13 protein-coding genes and 1 pseudogene are annotated in these 15,531 nt (G+C 74.5%); 8 read left to right on the forward strand and 6 right to left on the reverse strand.

Going from position 1 to position 15,531, the window contains the following annotated elements:
- Positions 1 to 36 precede the first annotated feature (36 nt).
- Positions 37 to 1,389, reverse strand: a complete 1,353-nt coding sequence (locus OG309_RS03540; RefSeq protein WP_329418230.1) for a streptophobe family protein — start codon at positions 1,387 to 1,389, stop codon at positions 37 to 39.
- Between the two features lie 84 nt (positions 1,390 to 1,473).
- Between OG309_RS03540 and OG309_RS03545 the strand changes: the two are divergent.
- Positions 1,474 to 2,847: pseudogene (locus OG309_RS03545) on the forward strand (DUF6777 domain-containing protein); the annotation flags it as partial.
- 179 nt (positions 2,848 to 3,026) lie between these two features.
- Here OG309_RS03545 and OG309_RS03550 read toward each other — a convergent pair.
- Both OG309_RS03550 and OG309_RS03555 read right to left on the reverse strand, forming a co-directional pair.
- Positions 3,027 to 3,560: a universal stress protein gene (locus OG309_RS03550; RefSeq protein WP_329418232.1), complete on the reverse strand. Its 534-nt coding sequence runs from the start codon at positions 3,558 to 3,560 to the stop codon at positions 3,027 to 3,029.
- The gene (locus OG309_RS03555) at positions 3,557 to 3,757 is read right to left on the reverse strand and encodes a hypothetical protein (protein ID WP_329418233.1); all 201 of its coding nucleotides are present in this window, start codon (positions 3,755 to 3,757) and stop codon (positions 3,557 to 3,559) included. The genes OG309_RS03550 and OG309_RS03555 overlap by 4 nt, the downstream gene beginning before the upstream one ends.
- A 109-nt stretch (positions 3,758 to 3,866) precedes the next feature.
- Here OG309_RS03555 and yczR point away from each other — a divergent pair, with 109 nt between their 5' ends.
- Both yczR and OG309_RS03565 read left to right on the forward strand, forming a co-directional pair.
- On the forward strand, positions 3,867 to 5,348 hold the full coding sequence (gene yczR / locus OG309_RS03560; RefSeq protein WP_329418234.1) for a MocR-like transcription factor YczR: 1,482 nt from the start codon (positions 3,867 to 3,869) through the stop codon (positions 5,346 to 5,348).
- 76 nt (positions 5,349 to 5,424) lie between these two features.
- Positions 5,425 to 5,928, forward strand: coding sequence for an FBP domain-containing protein (locus OG309_RS03565; RefSeq protein ID WP_329418235.1), 504 nt, complete (start codon positions 5,425 to 5,427; stop codon positions 5,926 to 5,928).
- Between the two features lie 76 nt (positions 5,929 to 6,004).
- Here OG309_RS03565 and OG309_RS03570 read toward each other — a convergent pair whose 3' ends face one another.
- Positions 6,005 to 7,210, reverse strand: coding sequence for an acyl-CoA dehydrogenase family protein (locus tag OG309_RS03570; protein WP_329418236.1), 1,206 nt, complete (start codon positions 7,208 to 7,210; stop codon positions 6,005 to 6,007).
- A 137-nt stretch (positions 7,211 to 7,347) separates the two neighbouring features.
- On the opposite strand from OG309_RS03570, the gene OG309_RS03575 reads away from it, so the two are divergent.
- The 5 genes from OG309_RS03575 (at position 7,348) to OG309_RS03595 (ending at position 13,345) form a co-directional block, all read left to right on the forward strand.
- Positions 7,348 to 8,517 carry a CaiB/BaiF CoA transferase family protein gene (locus OG309_RS03575; RefSeq protein WP_329418237.1) on the forward strand — a complete coding sequence of 390 codons (1,170 nt, stop codon included), beginning with the start codon at positions 7,348 to 7,350 and terminating at the stop codon, positions 8,515 to 8,517.
- A 128-nt stretch (positions 8,518 to 8,645) separates the two neighbouring features.
- Entirely contained in the window at positions 8,646 to 9,311 is a 666-nt protein-coding gene (locus OG309_RS03580; protein WP_329418238.1) for a GntR family transcriptional regulator, read from the forward strand.
- Between the two features lie 94 nt (positions 9,312 to 9,405).
- A complete protein-coding gene (locus OG309_RS03585) occupies positions 9,406 to 11,175 on the forward strand; it encodes an FAD-dependent monooxygenase (protein ID WP_329418239.1) in 1,770 nt (589 codons plus the stop codon).
- A gap of 88 nt (positions 11,176 to 11,263) precedes the next feature.
- Positions 11,264 to 12,601, forward strand: coding sequence for a serine hydrolase domain-containing protein (locus tag OG309_RS03590; protein ID WP_329418240.1), 1,338 nt, complete (start codon positions 11,264 to 11,266; stop codon positions 12,599 to 12,601).
- 108 nt (positions 12,602 to 12,709) lie between these two features.
- Entirely contained in the window at positions 12,710 to 13,345 is a 636-nt protein-coding gene (locus OG309_RS03595; RefSeq protein ID WP_329418241.1) for a CBS domain-containing protein, read from the forward strand.
- Here OG309_RS03595 and OG309_RS03600 read toward each other — a convergent pair.
- Positions 13,342 to 14,745: a DUF7507 domain-containing protein gene (locus OG309_RS03600; RefSeq protein WP_329418242.1), complete on the reverse strand. Its 1,404-nt coding sequence runs from the start codon at positions 14,743 to 14,745 to the stop codon at positions 13,342 to 13,344. The genes OG309_RS03595 and OG309_RS03600 overlap by 4 nt on opposite strands.
- Before the next feature lie 425 nt (positions 14,746 to 15,170).
- Positions 15,171 to 15,470: a DUF1876 domain-containing protein gene (locus OG309_RS03605; protein WP_329418243.1), complete on the reverse strand. Its 300-nt coding sequence runs from the start codon at positions 15,468 to 15,470 to the stop codon at positions 15,171 to 15,173.
- Positions 15,471 to 15,531: the final 61 nt, after the last annotated feature.

A 15,531-nucleotide genomic window follows, 5' to 3' on the forward strand; every position in this document is an offset into this window, starting at 1 on the left:
CGGGCCGTCGTCCCGCCCCGCGGCCGGCGTCCTCGGTCAGGGCTTCGTCGGGGCGTCGGCCTCGCCGCGGCGGCGGACCGGGCTCGCGAGGAGAGCGCCGAGGAAGCCGGCGACCAGGCCCCACAGCAGGGCGAAGCCGACGGTCCGCCAGACGTTCGGGCGGAGCACGACCTCGCCGCCGAGGGACTCCAGCTCGCCGATGCCGAGGATGGAGAGGCCGAAGCGTGCCTCGACGAGGGTGAGCGGGGTGATGACGAGCATCGTGAGGGCGAAGGCGATCCCGAGGTGGAGGGAGTGCTGCCACAGGCGCGTGCGCGCCGGGGAGCGCACGGCGGCCACGAAGGCGGCGGCGAGGACCAGGACGGCCGCGATCGGCAGCAGCCACCAGGCGCGCGCGTCGTAGGAGGTGAGGCTGGACAGGTCGACGGTGGACAGGTCCTCGCCGCCGTTCCCGCCGCGCAGGACGTCGTCGAGGATCTGCGGCATGGGCAGCCCGAACGGGCCGTCGACGCGGCCCTCCCAGGAGCCGCCGATGCCGACGCCGAGCGCGAGCCAGCTGACATTGGGCAGGCCGAGCAGGAGCACGGCGAGCGTCTGGGCCGCGTGGCCCTTGGTCGCGGCGACGACGACGCCGATCACGAGGCCGACCACCACGTACGCGAGGACGAGCAGGAGCATCGCGGAGGCGGCCGGACGAACGGCCGCGTGGTGGCGGACGAGCCGGGTCGGCAGCGGGGTGCGGCGGGAGACGAGGAGGGCGACGAGGAGGACTCCGAGGATCCACAGCAGGCCGTAGAAGAGCGTGGGGCCGAGGTCGGTGCGGAAGCCCACCGAGGGGTTCACGGCGTCCAGGAGTTCGCTGAAGAGGTCTCCGAGGTCGCCGATGTCCTCGGAGGTGCCGCCGCCGATGCTGATCGGGAAGTCGTGCCGGGCGACCGCGGAGAGGCCCGCGAGCGCGGCCAGCCAGATCAGGACGGTCGGCACGGCGAGGGACAGCAGGTCGCGGGTGCGGGCGACGGCGTGGTGGCGCAGTGGGCGCAGGAAGCAGAAGCCGGTGACGAGTGCGCCCACGAGGGTGACGGTGAGCGGCATGGCGGTGAGTTCGGCCTGGGTGCCGGCGAGGTCGCCGGCCTCTCCCGCGAGGCCGACCTGGCCGCCCGCGGCCATGACGACCACCGCGGCGAGGACGGCGACGAAGGCGCCCGCGCCGCCCGGGAGGTCCGCGGCGCCCGCGGCCCACAGCCCGAGGCCGGCGACGACGCCCATCGCCAGGAGGCCGGCGACGACCGCCAGGAGGGCCAGGGCCACGTCACGGGCGAACCGCCCCGGGGGGCGTTCCGCGGAGGACGGGCTGGGTGGGGTGGGGAGCCGGTTGCTCACCTCGCCCACGCTAGTACCGCCGGACGCCGTCCGCTTGCGGGCGGCACCCGGTCGGCGCACACAATGGGCGCGGAACGGAAGAAAGGGAAAAACGTGACTTCCCACCCGCCGTCCGGCACCCCCTCGGTCCCCCCTGCCGGCCCGCCCTCAGGACCCCTCTCGGGTCCGACCACGCGCCCCGGGCAGGCCGTACCCCCACCGCCTTCGGGCCCGCCGCACGACGGCGCGGGCGGGGGCGGGGGCGGCGGCTCCGGCGGAGGGGGCGGTTCCAGCGGCGGTGGCGGTGCGGGCGGCTCCCGTGGCGGCGGGTCCGGTGATTCCGGCGCCGGCGGTACGGGCGGCGGCGCGGCCGGTGGTGGCGGCAAGGGCCCGTGGTGGCGTTCGGTGCCCAAGGTCGCCTCGATCACCGCGGTCCTGGTGGCGGCCATCGCGCTCGTCGTCGTCCTCACCCGCGGAGACAGCGGCGGCGGCAAGAACGAGGCGGGCGGCGGGGGCGGCGAGGTGTTCCTGCAGAACGCGGCCGCGTCCGGCCCCGACCCGTTCACCCAGTCGACGTCCCGCTCGACCGGTGCCTCCATGTCGCCCGTCCCGCTGCCCGAAGGGACCGGCCCCGACACCAACGTCACGCGCAGCGTGTCGGGTTCGGCCCCGGGCCTGTACGGCGGCACGCACCGGACGGCGAGCTGCGACGTCGAGCGGCAGATCCGCTTCCTGGCGGACGAGCCGCCGAAGAACGCGGCCTTCGCGAAGGTCGTCGGCATCTCGGCCAACGAGGTCCCGGGCTATCTGCGCTCCCTGACCTCGCTTCAGCTGCGGGTGGACACCCGCGTCACCAACCACGGCTTCCGGGACGGCTCCGCGACGCAGTTCCAGTCCGTGCTCCAGGCCGGCACCGCCGTCCTGGTCGACGACCACGGGGTGCCCCGGGTGCGGTGCGCCTGCGGCAACCCGCTGACGCCGCCGGTCGCGCAGTCCGCGCCGAAGCCGGTCGGCCCGGTCTGGCCCGGCTACCGGACGAGCAACACGGTGGTCGTGCAGCCGTCGGTGACCGTGATCAACATCTTCGTGATCTACGACCCGCACGACGACCGCTGGATCGCGCGGAAGCCGGGCGACACCGGGCACCACGACCGGCACACGACACCCCCGCCGCCCCCGACACCCACCCCGTCGAGGTCCACGTCCCCGTCCCGTTCCACGTCTCCGTCGACGTCGCCGAGCTCCCCGGTGCCATGCGTGACGGTCACGGGCACGGAGACGCCGACCCCGAGAAACGGCGTGACGCCGTCGCCCTGCCCGTCGACCCTGTCTCCGCCGCCGTCGTCCCCCGCCTCCTCGCCTCCCTCGTCACCGCCCTCCTCGCCGCCCTCGTCACCGCCCTCGTCACCGCCCTCCTCGCCGCCCTCGTCACCGCCGTCCTCACCGCCCTCCTCACCGCCCTCGTCACCGCCCTCGTCACCGCCGTCCCCGGCGTCCGCACCGGCGTCGGATTCGTCGCCGGCGGACCTCACGACGACGGGGTCGGGCACCGCTTCCGCCTCGTCGGCGCTCTCGCCGTCGGTGTCCGGATCGGCGCCCCGGTCGATGCCGGCGTCGACCTCGGCCTCCGCGCCGACCTCGCCGTCGGCGCCCGGCTCGCCCGGCTCTCAGCCGATCGTCTGAGTGGGCGTCCGGGTCGCCCCCGGCGCCAGGACACCGGCACGGGCGTGCCGCCGCAGGACCCGGGCCTCGCCCCGACGCACCACGGGTCCGGGCACCACGAGGACGGGCCGCCCGGTCCGTGCCAGGACGGCCCGCAGCACCGGCCGACGGCGCGGCCCGCCGAGCCTGCCCCGGCCGGTGGTCGTGCCCAGGACGAGCAGGTCCCCGGGGCGGTCGGCCGCCCGGCACAGTGCGTCCGCCGGAGCGTCCCGCACGATCCGCCGCTCCACGGACGGCCCCGCGGGCACGGCCCCGAGGCCGTCCTCGAAGGCCCTCGTCAGCCTGGCCCTGGCCTCGTCGGCCCACAGGCGCGCCCAGGCCCGGTCAGGGGTGCGGGCGTGCGCCGCCTCCCCCTCCGGCGGCTCCCAGGCCAGGACCGCGAGCAGTTCGGCGCCGTCGCGGCGGGCGAGCGCGGCGGCCTGGCGCAGGGCGGCGAGCGAGGCGAGCGAGCCGCTCACGCCGACGACGATCCTGCTCACGCCGGCTCGCAGGGGCGCGGACGGGAGCGGGGCCGGGCGACGGTGGCGACGGGCGCGGAGCCGGGCGGCGGGGCCGTGCGCCGCAGCGACGTGATCCACGCGTGGATCCGCTCTCCGATGGCCGACGGCGCGGCGATCCGCTGCTCCGCCCTCCGCTGCCATGCCCTCTCGTCCCGGTCGGTGAAGTGTCCGGACACGTCGTGCTCCTCTCCCCTGGCTATTCCCCTGGCCCTGAACCACGGGCCACTTGACGGGAGTCTGTAGCCTTATTGGCCTGGACAGCAGAGCCAATGAGGAGTGATTGGCATGGCACAGGGTCGAGTGGTCCGTTCCGTGGTCACCGTCGCGGACCGCGTCTTGAGCGGCCGCCAGTTGGCGGCGCTGCTCACACCGCCGCCGGAGGGGCGCTTCGGCTACCGGGAACTGGCCCGGGCGGTGCGCGAGACGCTGCTCGACGGGCGGGTGGCGCTGCGGATGCGGCTGCCCGCCGAACGCGAGCTCGCGACGGCGCTCGGGGTCAGCCGGACCACCGTGACGTCCGCGTACGACCTGCTCCGGGAGAGTGGTTACGCGCACAGCCGCCAGGGCGCGGGGACCTGGACGGCGCTCCCCGAGGGGCAGTCGCCGATCGGTCCCGCGGCGATCCACGGCGACCCGGGCACGGTGATCGACTTCGCCCTCGCCGCACCCGAGGCACCGGCGGGCCTGCTCGCCGAGGCACTGGCCGTCGCCTCCGCCGAGCTGCCCCGGTACGCGACGACCCAGGGCTACCACCCGTACGGCCTGCCCGAACTGCGCGCCGCCATCGCCGACCGGTACTCCGCCCGCGGGCTGCCGACCCGGCCGGAGCAGATCCTGGTGACGACCGGCGCCCAGCAGGCCCTGGCGCTGGCCCTCGCGCTGCTCGGCGGGCCCGGCGACCGGGTGTTGGCGGAGAACCCCTCGTACACCAACGCCCTGGACGCCATGCGCAACCACCGGCTGCGGATCACCCCCGTTCCGGTCACCGAGACGGGCTGGGACAGCGGTCTGGTCGACGCGGCGCTGCGTCAGACCGCGCCGCGGCTCGCCTATCTGATCCCCGACTTCCACAACCCGACCGGCCGGCTGATGCCGGCGGAGCAGCGCCGGGAGGTGGCCGCGGCGGCGCGGGCCACCGGGACCTGGCTGGTCGTGGACGAGACGCTCTCCGACATCGCCCTGGACGTGCCGGCGCCGCGCCCGTTCGCGGCCTCGGCCGGGCCGGGCACGGGTGAGCAGATCATCAGCGTGGGCTCGCTCAGCAAGAGCGTCTGGGGCGGGCTGCGGGTCGGCTGGGCGCGGGCGTCCTCGCGGATGGTGACGGAGCTGGCCCGGGTGAGGATCACGCACGACCTGTCGGGTTCCGTCCTGGACCAGCTGGTCGCGGTGGCGCTGATGGACCGGATCGACCCGCTGCTCCCCGAGCGGGCGGCGGAGCTGCGGCGGCGCAGGGAGGCGCTCGTGGACGCGCTCGCCCGGCACGTGCCGGAGTGGCGGTGGACGCTCCCGCCGGGCGGGATGTGCCTCTGGATCGACCTGGGCCGCCCGATCGCCTCGCAGCTCGCGGCGCGGGCCCTGGGGCACGGGATCCGGGTCGAGGGCGGCGCCCGGTTCGGGGTGGACCCCGGCACCCACGAGCACCGGCTGCGCATCCCTTACACGCTGCCGGGCGAGGTGTACGAGACGGCGGCCGAGCGGCTCGCGGCGGCTCTGGCGGGCGCCCCGGCGCGGATCTCCGAGCCCGGCCTGCCGGAGTGGGTGGCCTGATCCTCCGCGGGGGCCGACGCCCCGCGCGCCCGATAACCGGATGCCCTGGGCAACGGGCTGTGTGTACGGTCCCCGGGTGGAACCTCTGACCGACAAACAGATCCGTGCGTCCTTCGTTAACTGCACGAAGGGCGACGCGGCCCGGATGAAGACGCCGCTCGACTTCGCCGAGCTGCCCTGGCCCGACCTCGACTTCCTCGGCTGGGTCGACCCGGGCGCGCCGCTCCGCGCCCATCTCGTCGTGCCGCGCCCGGACGGCCCGGTCGGCGTCACCCTGCGGGTGCCCGCGGTGGGCCGGACGAGCGCCGTGAAGTCGAGCATGTGCCAGATCTGCCTGACCGCGCACGCCTCGTCCGGCGTGACCCTGCTGGCCGCGCCGCTCGCGGGCAGCCGCGGCCGGGAGGGCAACACCGTGGGCACGTACGTCTGCGCCGACCTGGCCTGCCCGCTCTACGTGCGCGGCAGGCGGGAGCCCCGGCTGCGCGGCATCCGGCAGGAGGAGTCCCTCAGCGTGGCGGAGCGGGTCGACCGGATGATGGGCAACCTGCACGGCTTCGTGGACCGGGTGACCGCGGGCTAGGGGGTGTCCGGCCACGCCCGCCTGACCGGGCGGGAAGGGCCGGACACGCCCCGGGGCAGGCCGTGGGAGCCGGTGGTCAGCGGAAGGCCTGCTCGCCGGTGAGCGCCTTGCCGATGACCAGGGCGTGCACCTCGCTGGTGCCCTCGTAGGTGAGGACCGACTCCAGGTTGTTGGCGTGGCGCAGCACCGGGTACTCCAGGGTGATGCCGTTGGCGCCGAGGATGGTGCGGCACTCGCGGGCGATGGCGATGGCCTCGCGGACGTTGTTCAGCTTGCCGACGCTGATCTGCTCGGGGGTCAGTTCGCCCGCGTCCTTGAGGCGGCCGAGGTGGAGGGCGAGCAGCATGCCCTTGCCGAGTTCCAGGGACATGTCGGCCAGCTTGGCCTGGGTCAGCTGGTACGAGGAGAGCGGCCGGGCGAAGACGGTGCGGTCGCCGGCGTAGGAGAGGGCGGTCTCCAGGCAGTCGCGGGCCGCGCCGAGCGCGCCGAAGACGATGCCGAAACGGGCCTCGTTCAGGCAGCCGAGGGGGCCGGAGAGACCGCGGGCCTCGGGCAGCATCGCGTCGGCGGGCAGGCGCACGTCGTCCATGACGAGCTCGCTGGTGACGCTGGCGCGCAGGGAGAGCTTCCGCTTGATCTCGGGCGCGCTGAACCCGGGGGTGTCGGTGGGGACGACGAAGCCGCGGACGCCGTCCTCGGTGCGGGCCCAGACGACGGCCACGTCGGCGACGGAGCCGTTGGTGATCCACATCTTGGTGCCGTTGAGTACCCAGTCCGCGCCGTCGCGCTTGGCGTGGGTGCGCATGGCGCCGGGGTCGGACCCGGCGTCCGGCTCGGTGAGGCCGAAGCAGCCGATGTACTCGCCCGCGGCCATCCCGGGCAGCCAGCGCTGCTTCTGCTCCTCGGAGCCGAACTTCCAGATGGCGTACATGGCGAGCGAGCCCTGGACGGAGACGAGCGAGCGCAGGCCGGAGTCGACGGCCTCCAGCTCCATGCAGGCCAGACCGTACGCGACGGAGTTGGTGCCCGCGCAGCCGTAGCCCTCCAGGTGCATGCCGAGGACGCCGAGTCCCCCGAGGGTGCGGGCGAGTTCGCGGGCGGGGATGGCGCCCTCGTCGAACCAGCCGGCCACGTGCGGGCGCAGGTCGCGGTCGGCGGCCGCCCGGACGGTGCGGCGGATCTCGCGCTCCTCGTCGGTCAGCAGTCCGTCGATCGCGAGCAGATCGAGGGGGTGGACGGACGCGGACTGCGAGGAACGCGACGGCTGCGGCGACGACTTCACGGACGGCCTCCTGGCGACTGTGGCAACTCGGCGTGCCGCAGCCTAGCCCCAGATTGGATATTGGATCCAGTCTTGAACATCCGCCGACCGCTGCGTACGGTCCGGGGACATCCCGATCGCCGACGAAGGAGAGCGGAATGCCCATGGACCATCCGGAGACGCTCCCTCCGGGCGCCTTGTCCGGAATCGTCGTCGCCGACTTCGGCCGGGTGCTCGCCGGCCCGTACATGACGATGCTCCTCGCGGACCTCGGGGCCGAGGTGGTGAAGATCGAGCGGCCGGGCACCGGCGACGACACCCGCGCGTGGGGCCCGCCGTTCGCCGAGGGGCAGGCCACCTACTTCCTCGGCGTGAACCGCAACAAGCGTTCCGTCACGCTCGATCTGACCGACCCCGCCGGCCTGGCGGCCGCCCGCGCGATCGTCGACCGCGCCGACGTCCTCGTGGAGAACTTCCGCCCCGGCACGATGGACCGGCTCGGCCTCGGCTACGAGGAGGTGCGGGCCTCCAACCCGGGGCTCGTCTACTGCTCGGTGACCGGCTTCGGCACGGCGGAGGGCGCCCACCTGCCCGGCTACGACCTGCTCGTCCAGGCCATGGGCGGCCTCATGAGCGTCACCGGCGACCCCGGCGGCACCGGCACCAAGGCGGGCGTCGCCCTCGTCGACGTGATCACCGGTCTGCACGCGGGCCTCGGCGTCCTCGCCGCCCTGCGGCACCGCGAACGCACCGGCGAGGGCCAGCGGGTGCAGGTCTCGCTGCTCACCTCGCTGCTCTCGGCGCTCACCAACCAGGCCGCCGCGCACCTCGCCGCCGGGGTCGTCCCGCGCGCCATGGGCAACCGGCACCCGAGCATCGCCCCGTACGAGGAGTTCGGGGCGAGCGACCGCCCCCTGGTGCTGGCCGTCGGCAACGACCGGCAGTTCCGCGTGCTGTGCGAGCGGATCGGGCGCCCCGGCCTCGCCGACGACCCCCGGTTCGCCACCAACACCGCCCGCGTCGCCCATCGCGAGGAGCTGGTCGAGGAGCTCGCCGGGCCGCTCGCGCGGCGCACCGCCGACGAGTGGTTCGAGGAGCTCACGGGCGCCGGTGTGCCCTGCGGACCCATCAACGACCTCGAAGCCGCCTTCGCCCTCGCCGACCGCCTGGGACTCGCCCCGCGCGTTCCGGCCGGGACCGCGGGACCCGGACAGGTCGCCCACCCGATCACGCTCGGGGCGACCCCCGCCGCCTACCGGACCGCTCCCCCGCGCCTGGGCGAGCACACCGACGAGCTGCTGGCCGAACTGGCGCACCGCGAGGCCTGACCGGGCGCGGCCGCCCCGGTCGACGGTCCGCCCGGCCGAGGGCCGGTCGTCCACAGGCTTCGACACGCGGCACACGGTCCGTCGCACGATGCAGGATGTACGCCGAACCCCGACGAAAGGTCACGACGATGAGCAGCGCGGTGGAGAAGCGGCGGCCACCGACCGTCCAGCAGTTCGTCCTGGCCGAGCTGCGACGCGCCATCACCTCCGGGGAGTTGCGGCCGGGCGGTGCGATCCGGCAGGAGACCCTGGCGGCGCGGCTCGACGTCAGCCGGGTCCCGCTGCGCGAGGCCCTGAAGGCGCTGGAGGCCGAGGGGCTGGTGGTGCACCACGTCCACCGGGGTTACTTCGTCGCCGAGTTGTCCCTGGAGGACCTGGAGGAGATCTACCGGATCCGGCGGCTCCTGGAGACGGAGGCCGTGCGCACCGCGGCGCACCGCATGCCGGACGGCACGCTCGACGCCCTGGAGGAGATACAGCGCGAGGTCGAACGCGCGGCCGACGCCGGGGACGTCGCGGCGATGGCCCAGGCCAACCGACGCTTCCACTTCACGCTGATCGAGGCCTCCGGCATGCCCCGCCTGGTGCGCCTCATCGGCACGCTCTGGGACGCGACCGACGCCTACCGCTCGCTCTACTACACCGAGGGCATCCACCGGGAGCAGGCCGTCCACGAGCACCGCGGGGTCATGTCGGCGCTGGCCGAAGGCGACGCCGACGCGACGGTGCGGTGGCTGGACGAGCACCGGGACCACGCGGTCGCCGCACTGCGCGCGGTGCTCGCCCCGGCGTGAGCCGGGCCCGTGCCACGGACCGGGCCGCGCGGGTGCGCCGCCAGGTCCCCCGGCCGACCATGGTGGAAGGGCCACGGGTCAGGAGGCGCCGACGATGCGCAGCGACAGCGACACCCTCAGTGGCGGGCCCCGGCCCCGCACGGACGGGACGGACGGGCGGGGCGTCCTGGACGTGCTGGTCGTCGGCGCGGGACCGGTCGGGCTGACCGCGGCCGCCGAGCTGCGCCGTCGCGGCACGGGCGTGCGGATCGTCGAGCGGCTGCCGGCCCGCCTCCTGTACGCCAAGGCGATCGGCATCCAGCCCCGCACCCTGGAGGTCTGGGACCGGATGGGCTGCGTGCGGGCCGCGCTGGAGGCGGCCGTCCCGCTGCGCGGACAGCTCCTCTACGTCGACGGCGTCGAGCGGTCCCGGTTCGACCTGGTGCTGCCGCCCGAGGTGCCGTACCGCTTCGCCGCGCTGCCGCAGTACGAGACGGAGCGGATCCTGGAGGAGTTCCTGACCGGCTTCGGGACCCGGGTCGAACGGGGCACGGAGCTCGTGTCGTTCGGACAGGACGCGGACGGCGTGACCGCCCGGCTCGTTTCGGCCAGTGACACGGGGCCGCCGGTCGAGGAGGAGGTCCGCTGCCGGTATCTGGTGGGCTGCGACGGCGCGCACAGCGTGGTGCGCAAGCAGCTCGGTCTCGGCTTCGAGGGCGGGGCGTTCCCCGAGGAGTACATGCTGGGCGACGTGGTCGTCGACTGGGACCTGCCACCCTGGTACGCGGTCCGCTCGACGCGCCCGGGCGGCGCGGACGGCGCCGATGACGACGTCCTGGTGTGCATCCCGCTGCCGGGGCAAGGGCGTTACCGCGTGTCGATGCGGATGTCGCCGGAACTCTCCGCGCACCGCGCCGAGGGCCCCGCACCGGGTGACGGGGTCGCCCACGGCCTGGACGGCGGCGCGCGGGCGCCGGGGCTCGCCGACATCCAGGAGGTCCTGGACCGGCTCTCGCCCCGCCCGGCGACCGCCTCGGAACTGCGCTGGTCCTCGGTGTTCCGCATCAGCCACCGGCTGGTCGACCGGTACGGCGAGGGCCGGGCGTTCCTCGCGGGCGACGCGGCGCACATCCATCCGCCGACCGGCGCGCAGGGCATGAACACCGGCATCCAGGACGCCTACAACCTGGCGTGGAAGCTCTCCCTCGCCGTCGAGGGGATCGCGAGCCCCGGGCTCCTCGCCAGCTACGACGCCGAGCGGCACCCGGTGGGCGAGGAGGTCGTCGGCCGCACCGTGCGGCACGCGAGCGGGGGCGTCCAGGCCGATCCGGAGGACCCGGAGACGCTGCTGATGCGCGAGGCGCAACTGCTCGTCGGCTACCGGGGCAGTCCGCTCACGGACGGGAGCACCGCGGGCGCGGCGACCGGCGCCGCCGGTCGCGACGAGGGCGGGGCCGCCGGCGTGGACCGCGCGGGCCCGCGGCCCGGCGACCGGGTCCCGGACTGCACGGGCCTCACCACCGTGCTGGCCACCCAACCCCTGCGCCTGTACGACCTGTTGCGGGGCCGGGACCACGTGCTGCTGCTGTACGGCGACGACCGGACGGCCGACGGCTTCGTCCGACTCGCCGCGCGGGCGGCGGAGTCGTCGCACGGCGCCGTGCGGGCCTGCGTGCTGCTCGCCGCCGGCGGGACGTCCACCGACGGGGTGGGCGTGCCGGGGCTTCCGGTCTACCGGGACACGCGCGGCGAGTTCGCCCGGCTGTGCTCCGTACGGGCGCCAACGGCCCTGCTCGTACGGCCCGATGGCTACCTGGGGGCCCGACTGCACCCGCCCACGGAGGAAGGCCTCGCCGAGGCGCTCGCGCGCGTGTTCCGCACGTGAGGGGGTGCGCGGGGCTCGCCGTGCGGGCGACCGGGCGCGGGCCTAGCCTGGAGAATGGAGTGTCGCCCTCGTCGGGCAGGAGGCTGCCGTGAGGTACTCGCAGGCGCGTTGGCGCAAGCTCTGCACCGGTGCGGCCCTCGCCGGCACCCTGGCCGTCCCGGCGGCCGCGGGAGCCGCGTACGGCGTGACGGTCCCCGCTCCACCGCCACCGGCCGCCGCCTCGACGTCCGTCACCGCGCCCTCCCCCTCGGGGGACGGTTTCCCCCAGCTCAGCCCGGCCGTCGCCGCGAAGCTGGACACGGCGATCCGGGGCGTCATGAGCGAGGCGAAGGTCCCCGGCGTGATGGTGGCGCTGTCCGCGCCCGGCAAGGGCGAGTACATCCGCGCCTTCGGCACCGCCGACAAGGCGACGGGGCAGCAGATGAGCCCGGGGCTGTACATGCGGATCGGCAGCGAGACCAAGACCTTCACGGTGACCGCGCTGCTCCAGCTGGTGGACCAGGGCAAGGTCGGCCTCGACGACCCGATCGGCAAGTACATCACCGGAGTCCCGAACGGGGACCGCATCACCCTGCGAGAGCTCGCCGGAATGCGCAGCGGTCTGTTCAACTACTCGGCGGACGAGGACTTCTTCAAGGCCCTCACGTCCAACCCCCGACGCCCCTTCACCCCGCAGCAGTTGCTCGCCTACTCCTTCAAGCACCCGGTCAACTTCGAGCCCGGCGCGGAGTTCGAGTACTGCAACACCAACACGATCCTGCTGGGCCTGCTGGTCGAGAAGGTCAGCGGCCTGCCGCTGCACGACTACATCGCGAGGAACGTCGTCCGGCCCGCCGGTCTCCCGCACACGCTCTTCCCGACCGGCGCGGAGTTCCCGCAGCCGCACGCCCACGGCTACACCAACCAGACGGCGACGGGACAGATCGAGGACGCCACCGACTGGAACCCGTCCTGGGGCTGGGCGGCCGGCGCGATGATCTCCGACCTCCAGGACATGCGCACCTGGGCCAGGGTCCTCGCCACGGGCACGCTGCTGACCCCCGAGACGCAGGCGCAGCGGCTGAAGACCGCCCCGACGGGGATGCCCGACACGGGCTACGGCCTCGGCATCTTCAAGGTCGAGGGCTGGACCGGCCACAACGGCTCGCTCCCCGGCTACGAGTCGCTGACCGTCTACCTGCCGCAGGAACGGGCCACCCTCGTCGTGCTCCTGAACACCGACATCCTGCACGACCAGATCGAGCCCAGCACCCTGTTCGGCAAGGCGATCACCGAGATCGTGACCCCGGACCACGTGTACGACCTGCCGAAGCCGACCGAACCGGCCGCCTCGACGCCCCCCGCGTCCACGTCTCCCGCGTCCACGCCGCCCGGCTCGACAGCTCCCGGCTCGACACCCCCCGTGACGAGGTACCCGACCCCCTGACGGTCCGTCTCTCCCGGCCGGTCGCACGGGCCGACCGCCCCTCGGCTCCGTCCTCCGGCTCCCGTGAGGGATCATGGACAAAGGAGTCGAGAAGGGACGGGACGAACGATGAGGCACCGCAGTGTCGCCGACCTCATGACGCCGACCGCCGTGTCGGTACAGCCCGGCACGCCGTTCAAGGAGATCGCGCGGCTGCTCGACGAGTACGGCATCACCGCCGTACCCGTGGTCGACGCGGAGAACCGGCCGGTGGGGGTGGTCTCCGAGGCCGACCTGCTGCGCCGTCACACGGCCAAGGAGGGACCCAGCACCGCCGAGGCCATGATGTCCAGTCCTGTCTTCGTCGCCCGCCCGTCCTGGACGGCGGTCGAGGCGGCGCGGCTGATGGAGCGCCACCGGGTGAAGCGGCTGCCGGTCGTCGACGCGGAGGGACGCCTCATCGGCGTGCTGAGCCGCAGCGACCTGCTCCAGCTGTTCCTGCGGCGGGACCGGGCCATCCAGGAGGAGATCCTGGAGGACGTCGTCACCCGGATCCTCGGCCTCTCCCCCGCGTCCCTCCACATCGACGTGGCCGAAGGCCGGGTGACGCTGACCGGCACGCTGCCCCGCAAGGGCGTCGGGCCGATCTTCGTGCGCCTCTGCGAGGACGTGGACGGGGTGGTGGAGGTGGTGGACCGGCTCGTCTACGGGGAGCAGGGCGCGGCGGACCCCTCACCGGGGTCCGCCGCGCAGGAGAGCGCCTAGCCGCGGGGCTTGCAGGGGTCGCAGCAGGCCGGTGCCGGTTCGACGCAGACCTTCACCGAGTCGGTGTTGTCGGACGGGTCGGGGTCCTTCTCGACGGCGGTGACCGAGGCGGTGTTCGTGATCAGCCCGGTCCTGGTCGCCTTCGCCCGCAGGGTGAGCGTCGCGCGGCCGCCCACGGGCAGATCGCCGACCGACCACTGCCCGGTCCCGGGGTCGTACGTGCCGCGGGAGGCGTCGGCGGAGAGGAACACGAGGCCGTCCGGGAGCCGGTCGGTGACGGTGACCCCGGTCGCCGGGCTGGGGCCTGCGTTGTGGACGCTCACCCGGTAGGCGACCGTCTGACCGACGGTGACGGTGGTGTCGTCGGCCGCCTTCGTGACGTCCAGGTCCGCGGCCGGCCGGACGACGGTGACGGCCTCGTCGGACGTGGCGGTGAGCGACTCCGGCGTGGGGCCGAGCCGGTTCTCGTAGGCGGCGGTCGCCGTGTTGGTGACGCGCGTCCCGGCCGTCTCCAGGCCGAGGACGACCCGGTACTCGACGGTCGTGCCGCCGGGCAGGGAAGCGGTGTTGGCCAGGCTGCCGCCCTGCGTGGCGGAGGCGTCGGAGCCCAGCCGGAAGACGACCGCGTTCGCGGCGGCGTCGTAGGAGGCCTGGTCGTCGCCGGCCCGGTCGGTCTTCACCCCGCTGTTGGGGCCGTCGATGACGCGCAGCGAACCCGGCACGTACGCGGTGCCGGCGGGCAGCACGTCGGTGAGGACGAGCCGCTCGGCGGCGCCGCCGCCCTCGTTCCGCGCGTTGATCCGGTACGTGACGACGTCACCGACGTCCAGCGGGCCGGCCGGGATCGCGGTCTTGGTGAGCACCACGTGGGGGGCGGTGCCGAAGAAGATCCCGTCGAGGAAGTTGCCGATCCCCTGGTTGCCGCCGGCGGCGGAGACGGAGCGGAAGGCGAAGCGGGTGGTGGTCTGCCCGGCCGGGACGGTGTAGGTCCCGGTGTAGTAGCCCCACGCCGTGTTCCCGTCGGTGAACGTGCGCTGCTCGACCACGCCGCCCGGGGCGCCGATGTCCAGCGCCATGGTGTCCTGCCCCTGCCGGCCCCGGTGGTAGAGCCGCCAGTACAGCTTGGTGCCGGGGGTGGTCGGCAGGTCCTGGTACAGGGTCGAGACCTGGTTGGCGTTGAGCTCGGCGAACTGCTCGCCGTCCGCCGACGGCACGCCGTTGAAGCCGGAGTGCCATAACTCGATCATGTGGTCCGTGGCGGTGGTGCGCCAGCCCGGGACGCTCCGCGGGGCCTGCGTCTGGGAGGCGTCCGGCAGGAACGCCATGTCGGTGACGGGCGGTTGCTCGAAGCTTCCGTTGACGAGGGCGACCCGCAGCGGGGCGGGAGGAGGGGTGCTCATGCTGACGTCTCCTGTCGGTCGACGGTGCGCCATCGCCCGTCGGCCGCGACCCCCGCGTTGCGGGCGGTGCGGACGAGCGGGATCGGGAACGCTCCGTAGCCCACCACCCGCCACAGGATCACGTACAGTCGCGGCGAGGGAGTCCCGGCCACCGCGGACCTGGAGGTTTGCGCGCGCCGACCCCCTGCGTCACAGCCCTGCCACCGGCTCCCGCGCCCGCCGCCGCGCCCCTTCCCCCACCCTGGGCAACACCGCCCCCACGCACACCGCCGGTGCTGACCGGATGCCACCGCCCCGTGACGACCCCGCGCCACAGGACCAGGTGAATTCACGGGCGCAGCGTTGACGCACGGGCGTTCGGGGCGCAGGCCGGGCCCGCCGGTGCGCATCCGGCACCGGCGGGCCCGGCTTGCCCGGCGGCTCCGTCAGGAGACCGCCTCCGGCCAGCCGTATCCGGGTCCGGTGCGCCGCGGCACGGTGTCGGCGCCCACGGCCTCCATCTCCCGGTCGGCCTCCCTCATCAGCTGTCCGGCCAGATCCTTCATGGCCCGGCTCGCGGCGAGCTCGTCGCCGATCGCCGGCACGTCCACGTCCGCCGGGTTGCACCGGGCGGTGCCGCGGCCGGTGAGGGTCGAGGTGCCGGTGTCCAGGTGCGCTTCCGCCCTGGTCCTGCCGCCCTCCTCGACCAGATCCAGGCCGACCTTCCACTCCAGGTGACGCGTCATGGCCTGCCTCCTCGTGCGCTCGTGCCCGCGGACCACGCGGGAGCGCCGCGCGGCCCTCTCC

The organism is Streptomyces sp. NBC_01268 (genome assembly GCF_036240795.1).
Taxonomy (GTDB): Bacteria; Actinomycetota; Actinomycetes; order Streptomycetales; family Streptomycetaceae; genus Streptomyces.

What these genes read in the sequence shown, in the direction of transcription:
- yczR (WP_329418234.1), top strand. Translation starts at nt 3,867, where the DNA reads ATGGCACAGGGTCGAGTGGTCCGTTCCGTGGTCACCGTCGCGGACCGC.
- OG309_RS03580 (WP_329418238.1), top strand. Translation starts at nt 8,646, where the DNA reads ATGAGCAGCGCGGTGGAGAAGCGGCGGCCACCGACCGTCCAGCAGTTC.
- OG309_RS03585 (WP_329418239.1), top strand. Translation starts at nt 9,406, where the DNA reads ATGCGCAGCGACAGCGACACCCTCAGTGGCGGGCCCCGGCCCCGCACG.
- OG309_RS03595 (WP_329418241.1), top strand. Translation starts at nt 12,710, where the DNA reads ATGAGGCACCGCAGTGTCGCCGACCTCATGACGCCGACCGCCGTGTCG.
- OG309_RS03575 (WP_329418237.1), top strand. Translation starts at nt 7,348, where the DNA reads ATGCCCATGGACCATCCGGAGACGCTCCCTCCGGGCGCCTTGTCCGGA.
- OG309_RS03600 (WP_329418242.1), bottom strand. Translation starts at nt 14,745, where the DNA reads ATGAGCACCCCTCCTCCCGCCCCGCTGCGGGTCGCCCTCGTCAACGGA.
- OG309_RS03605 (WP_329418243.1), bottom strand. Translation starts at nt 15,470, where the DNA reads ATGACGCGTCACCTGGAGTGGAAGGTCGGCCTGGATCTGGTCGAGGAG.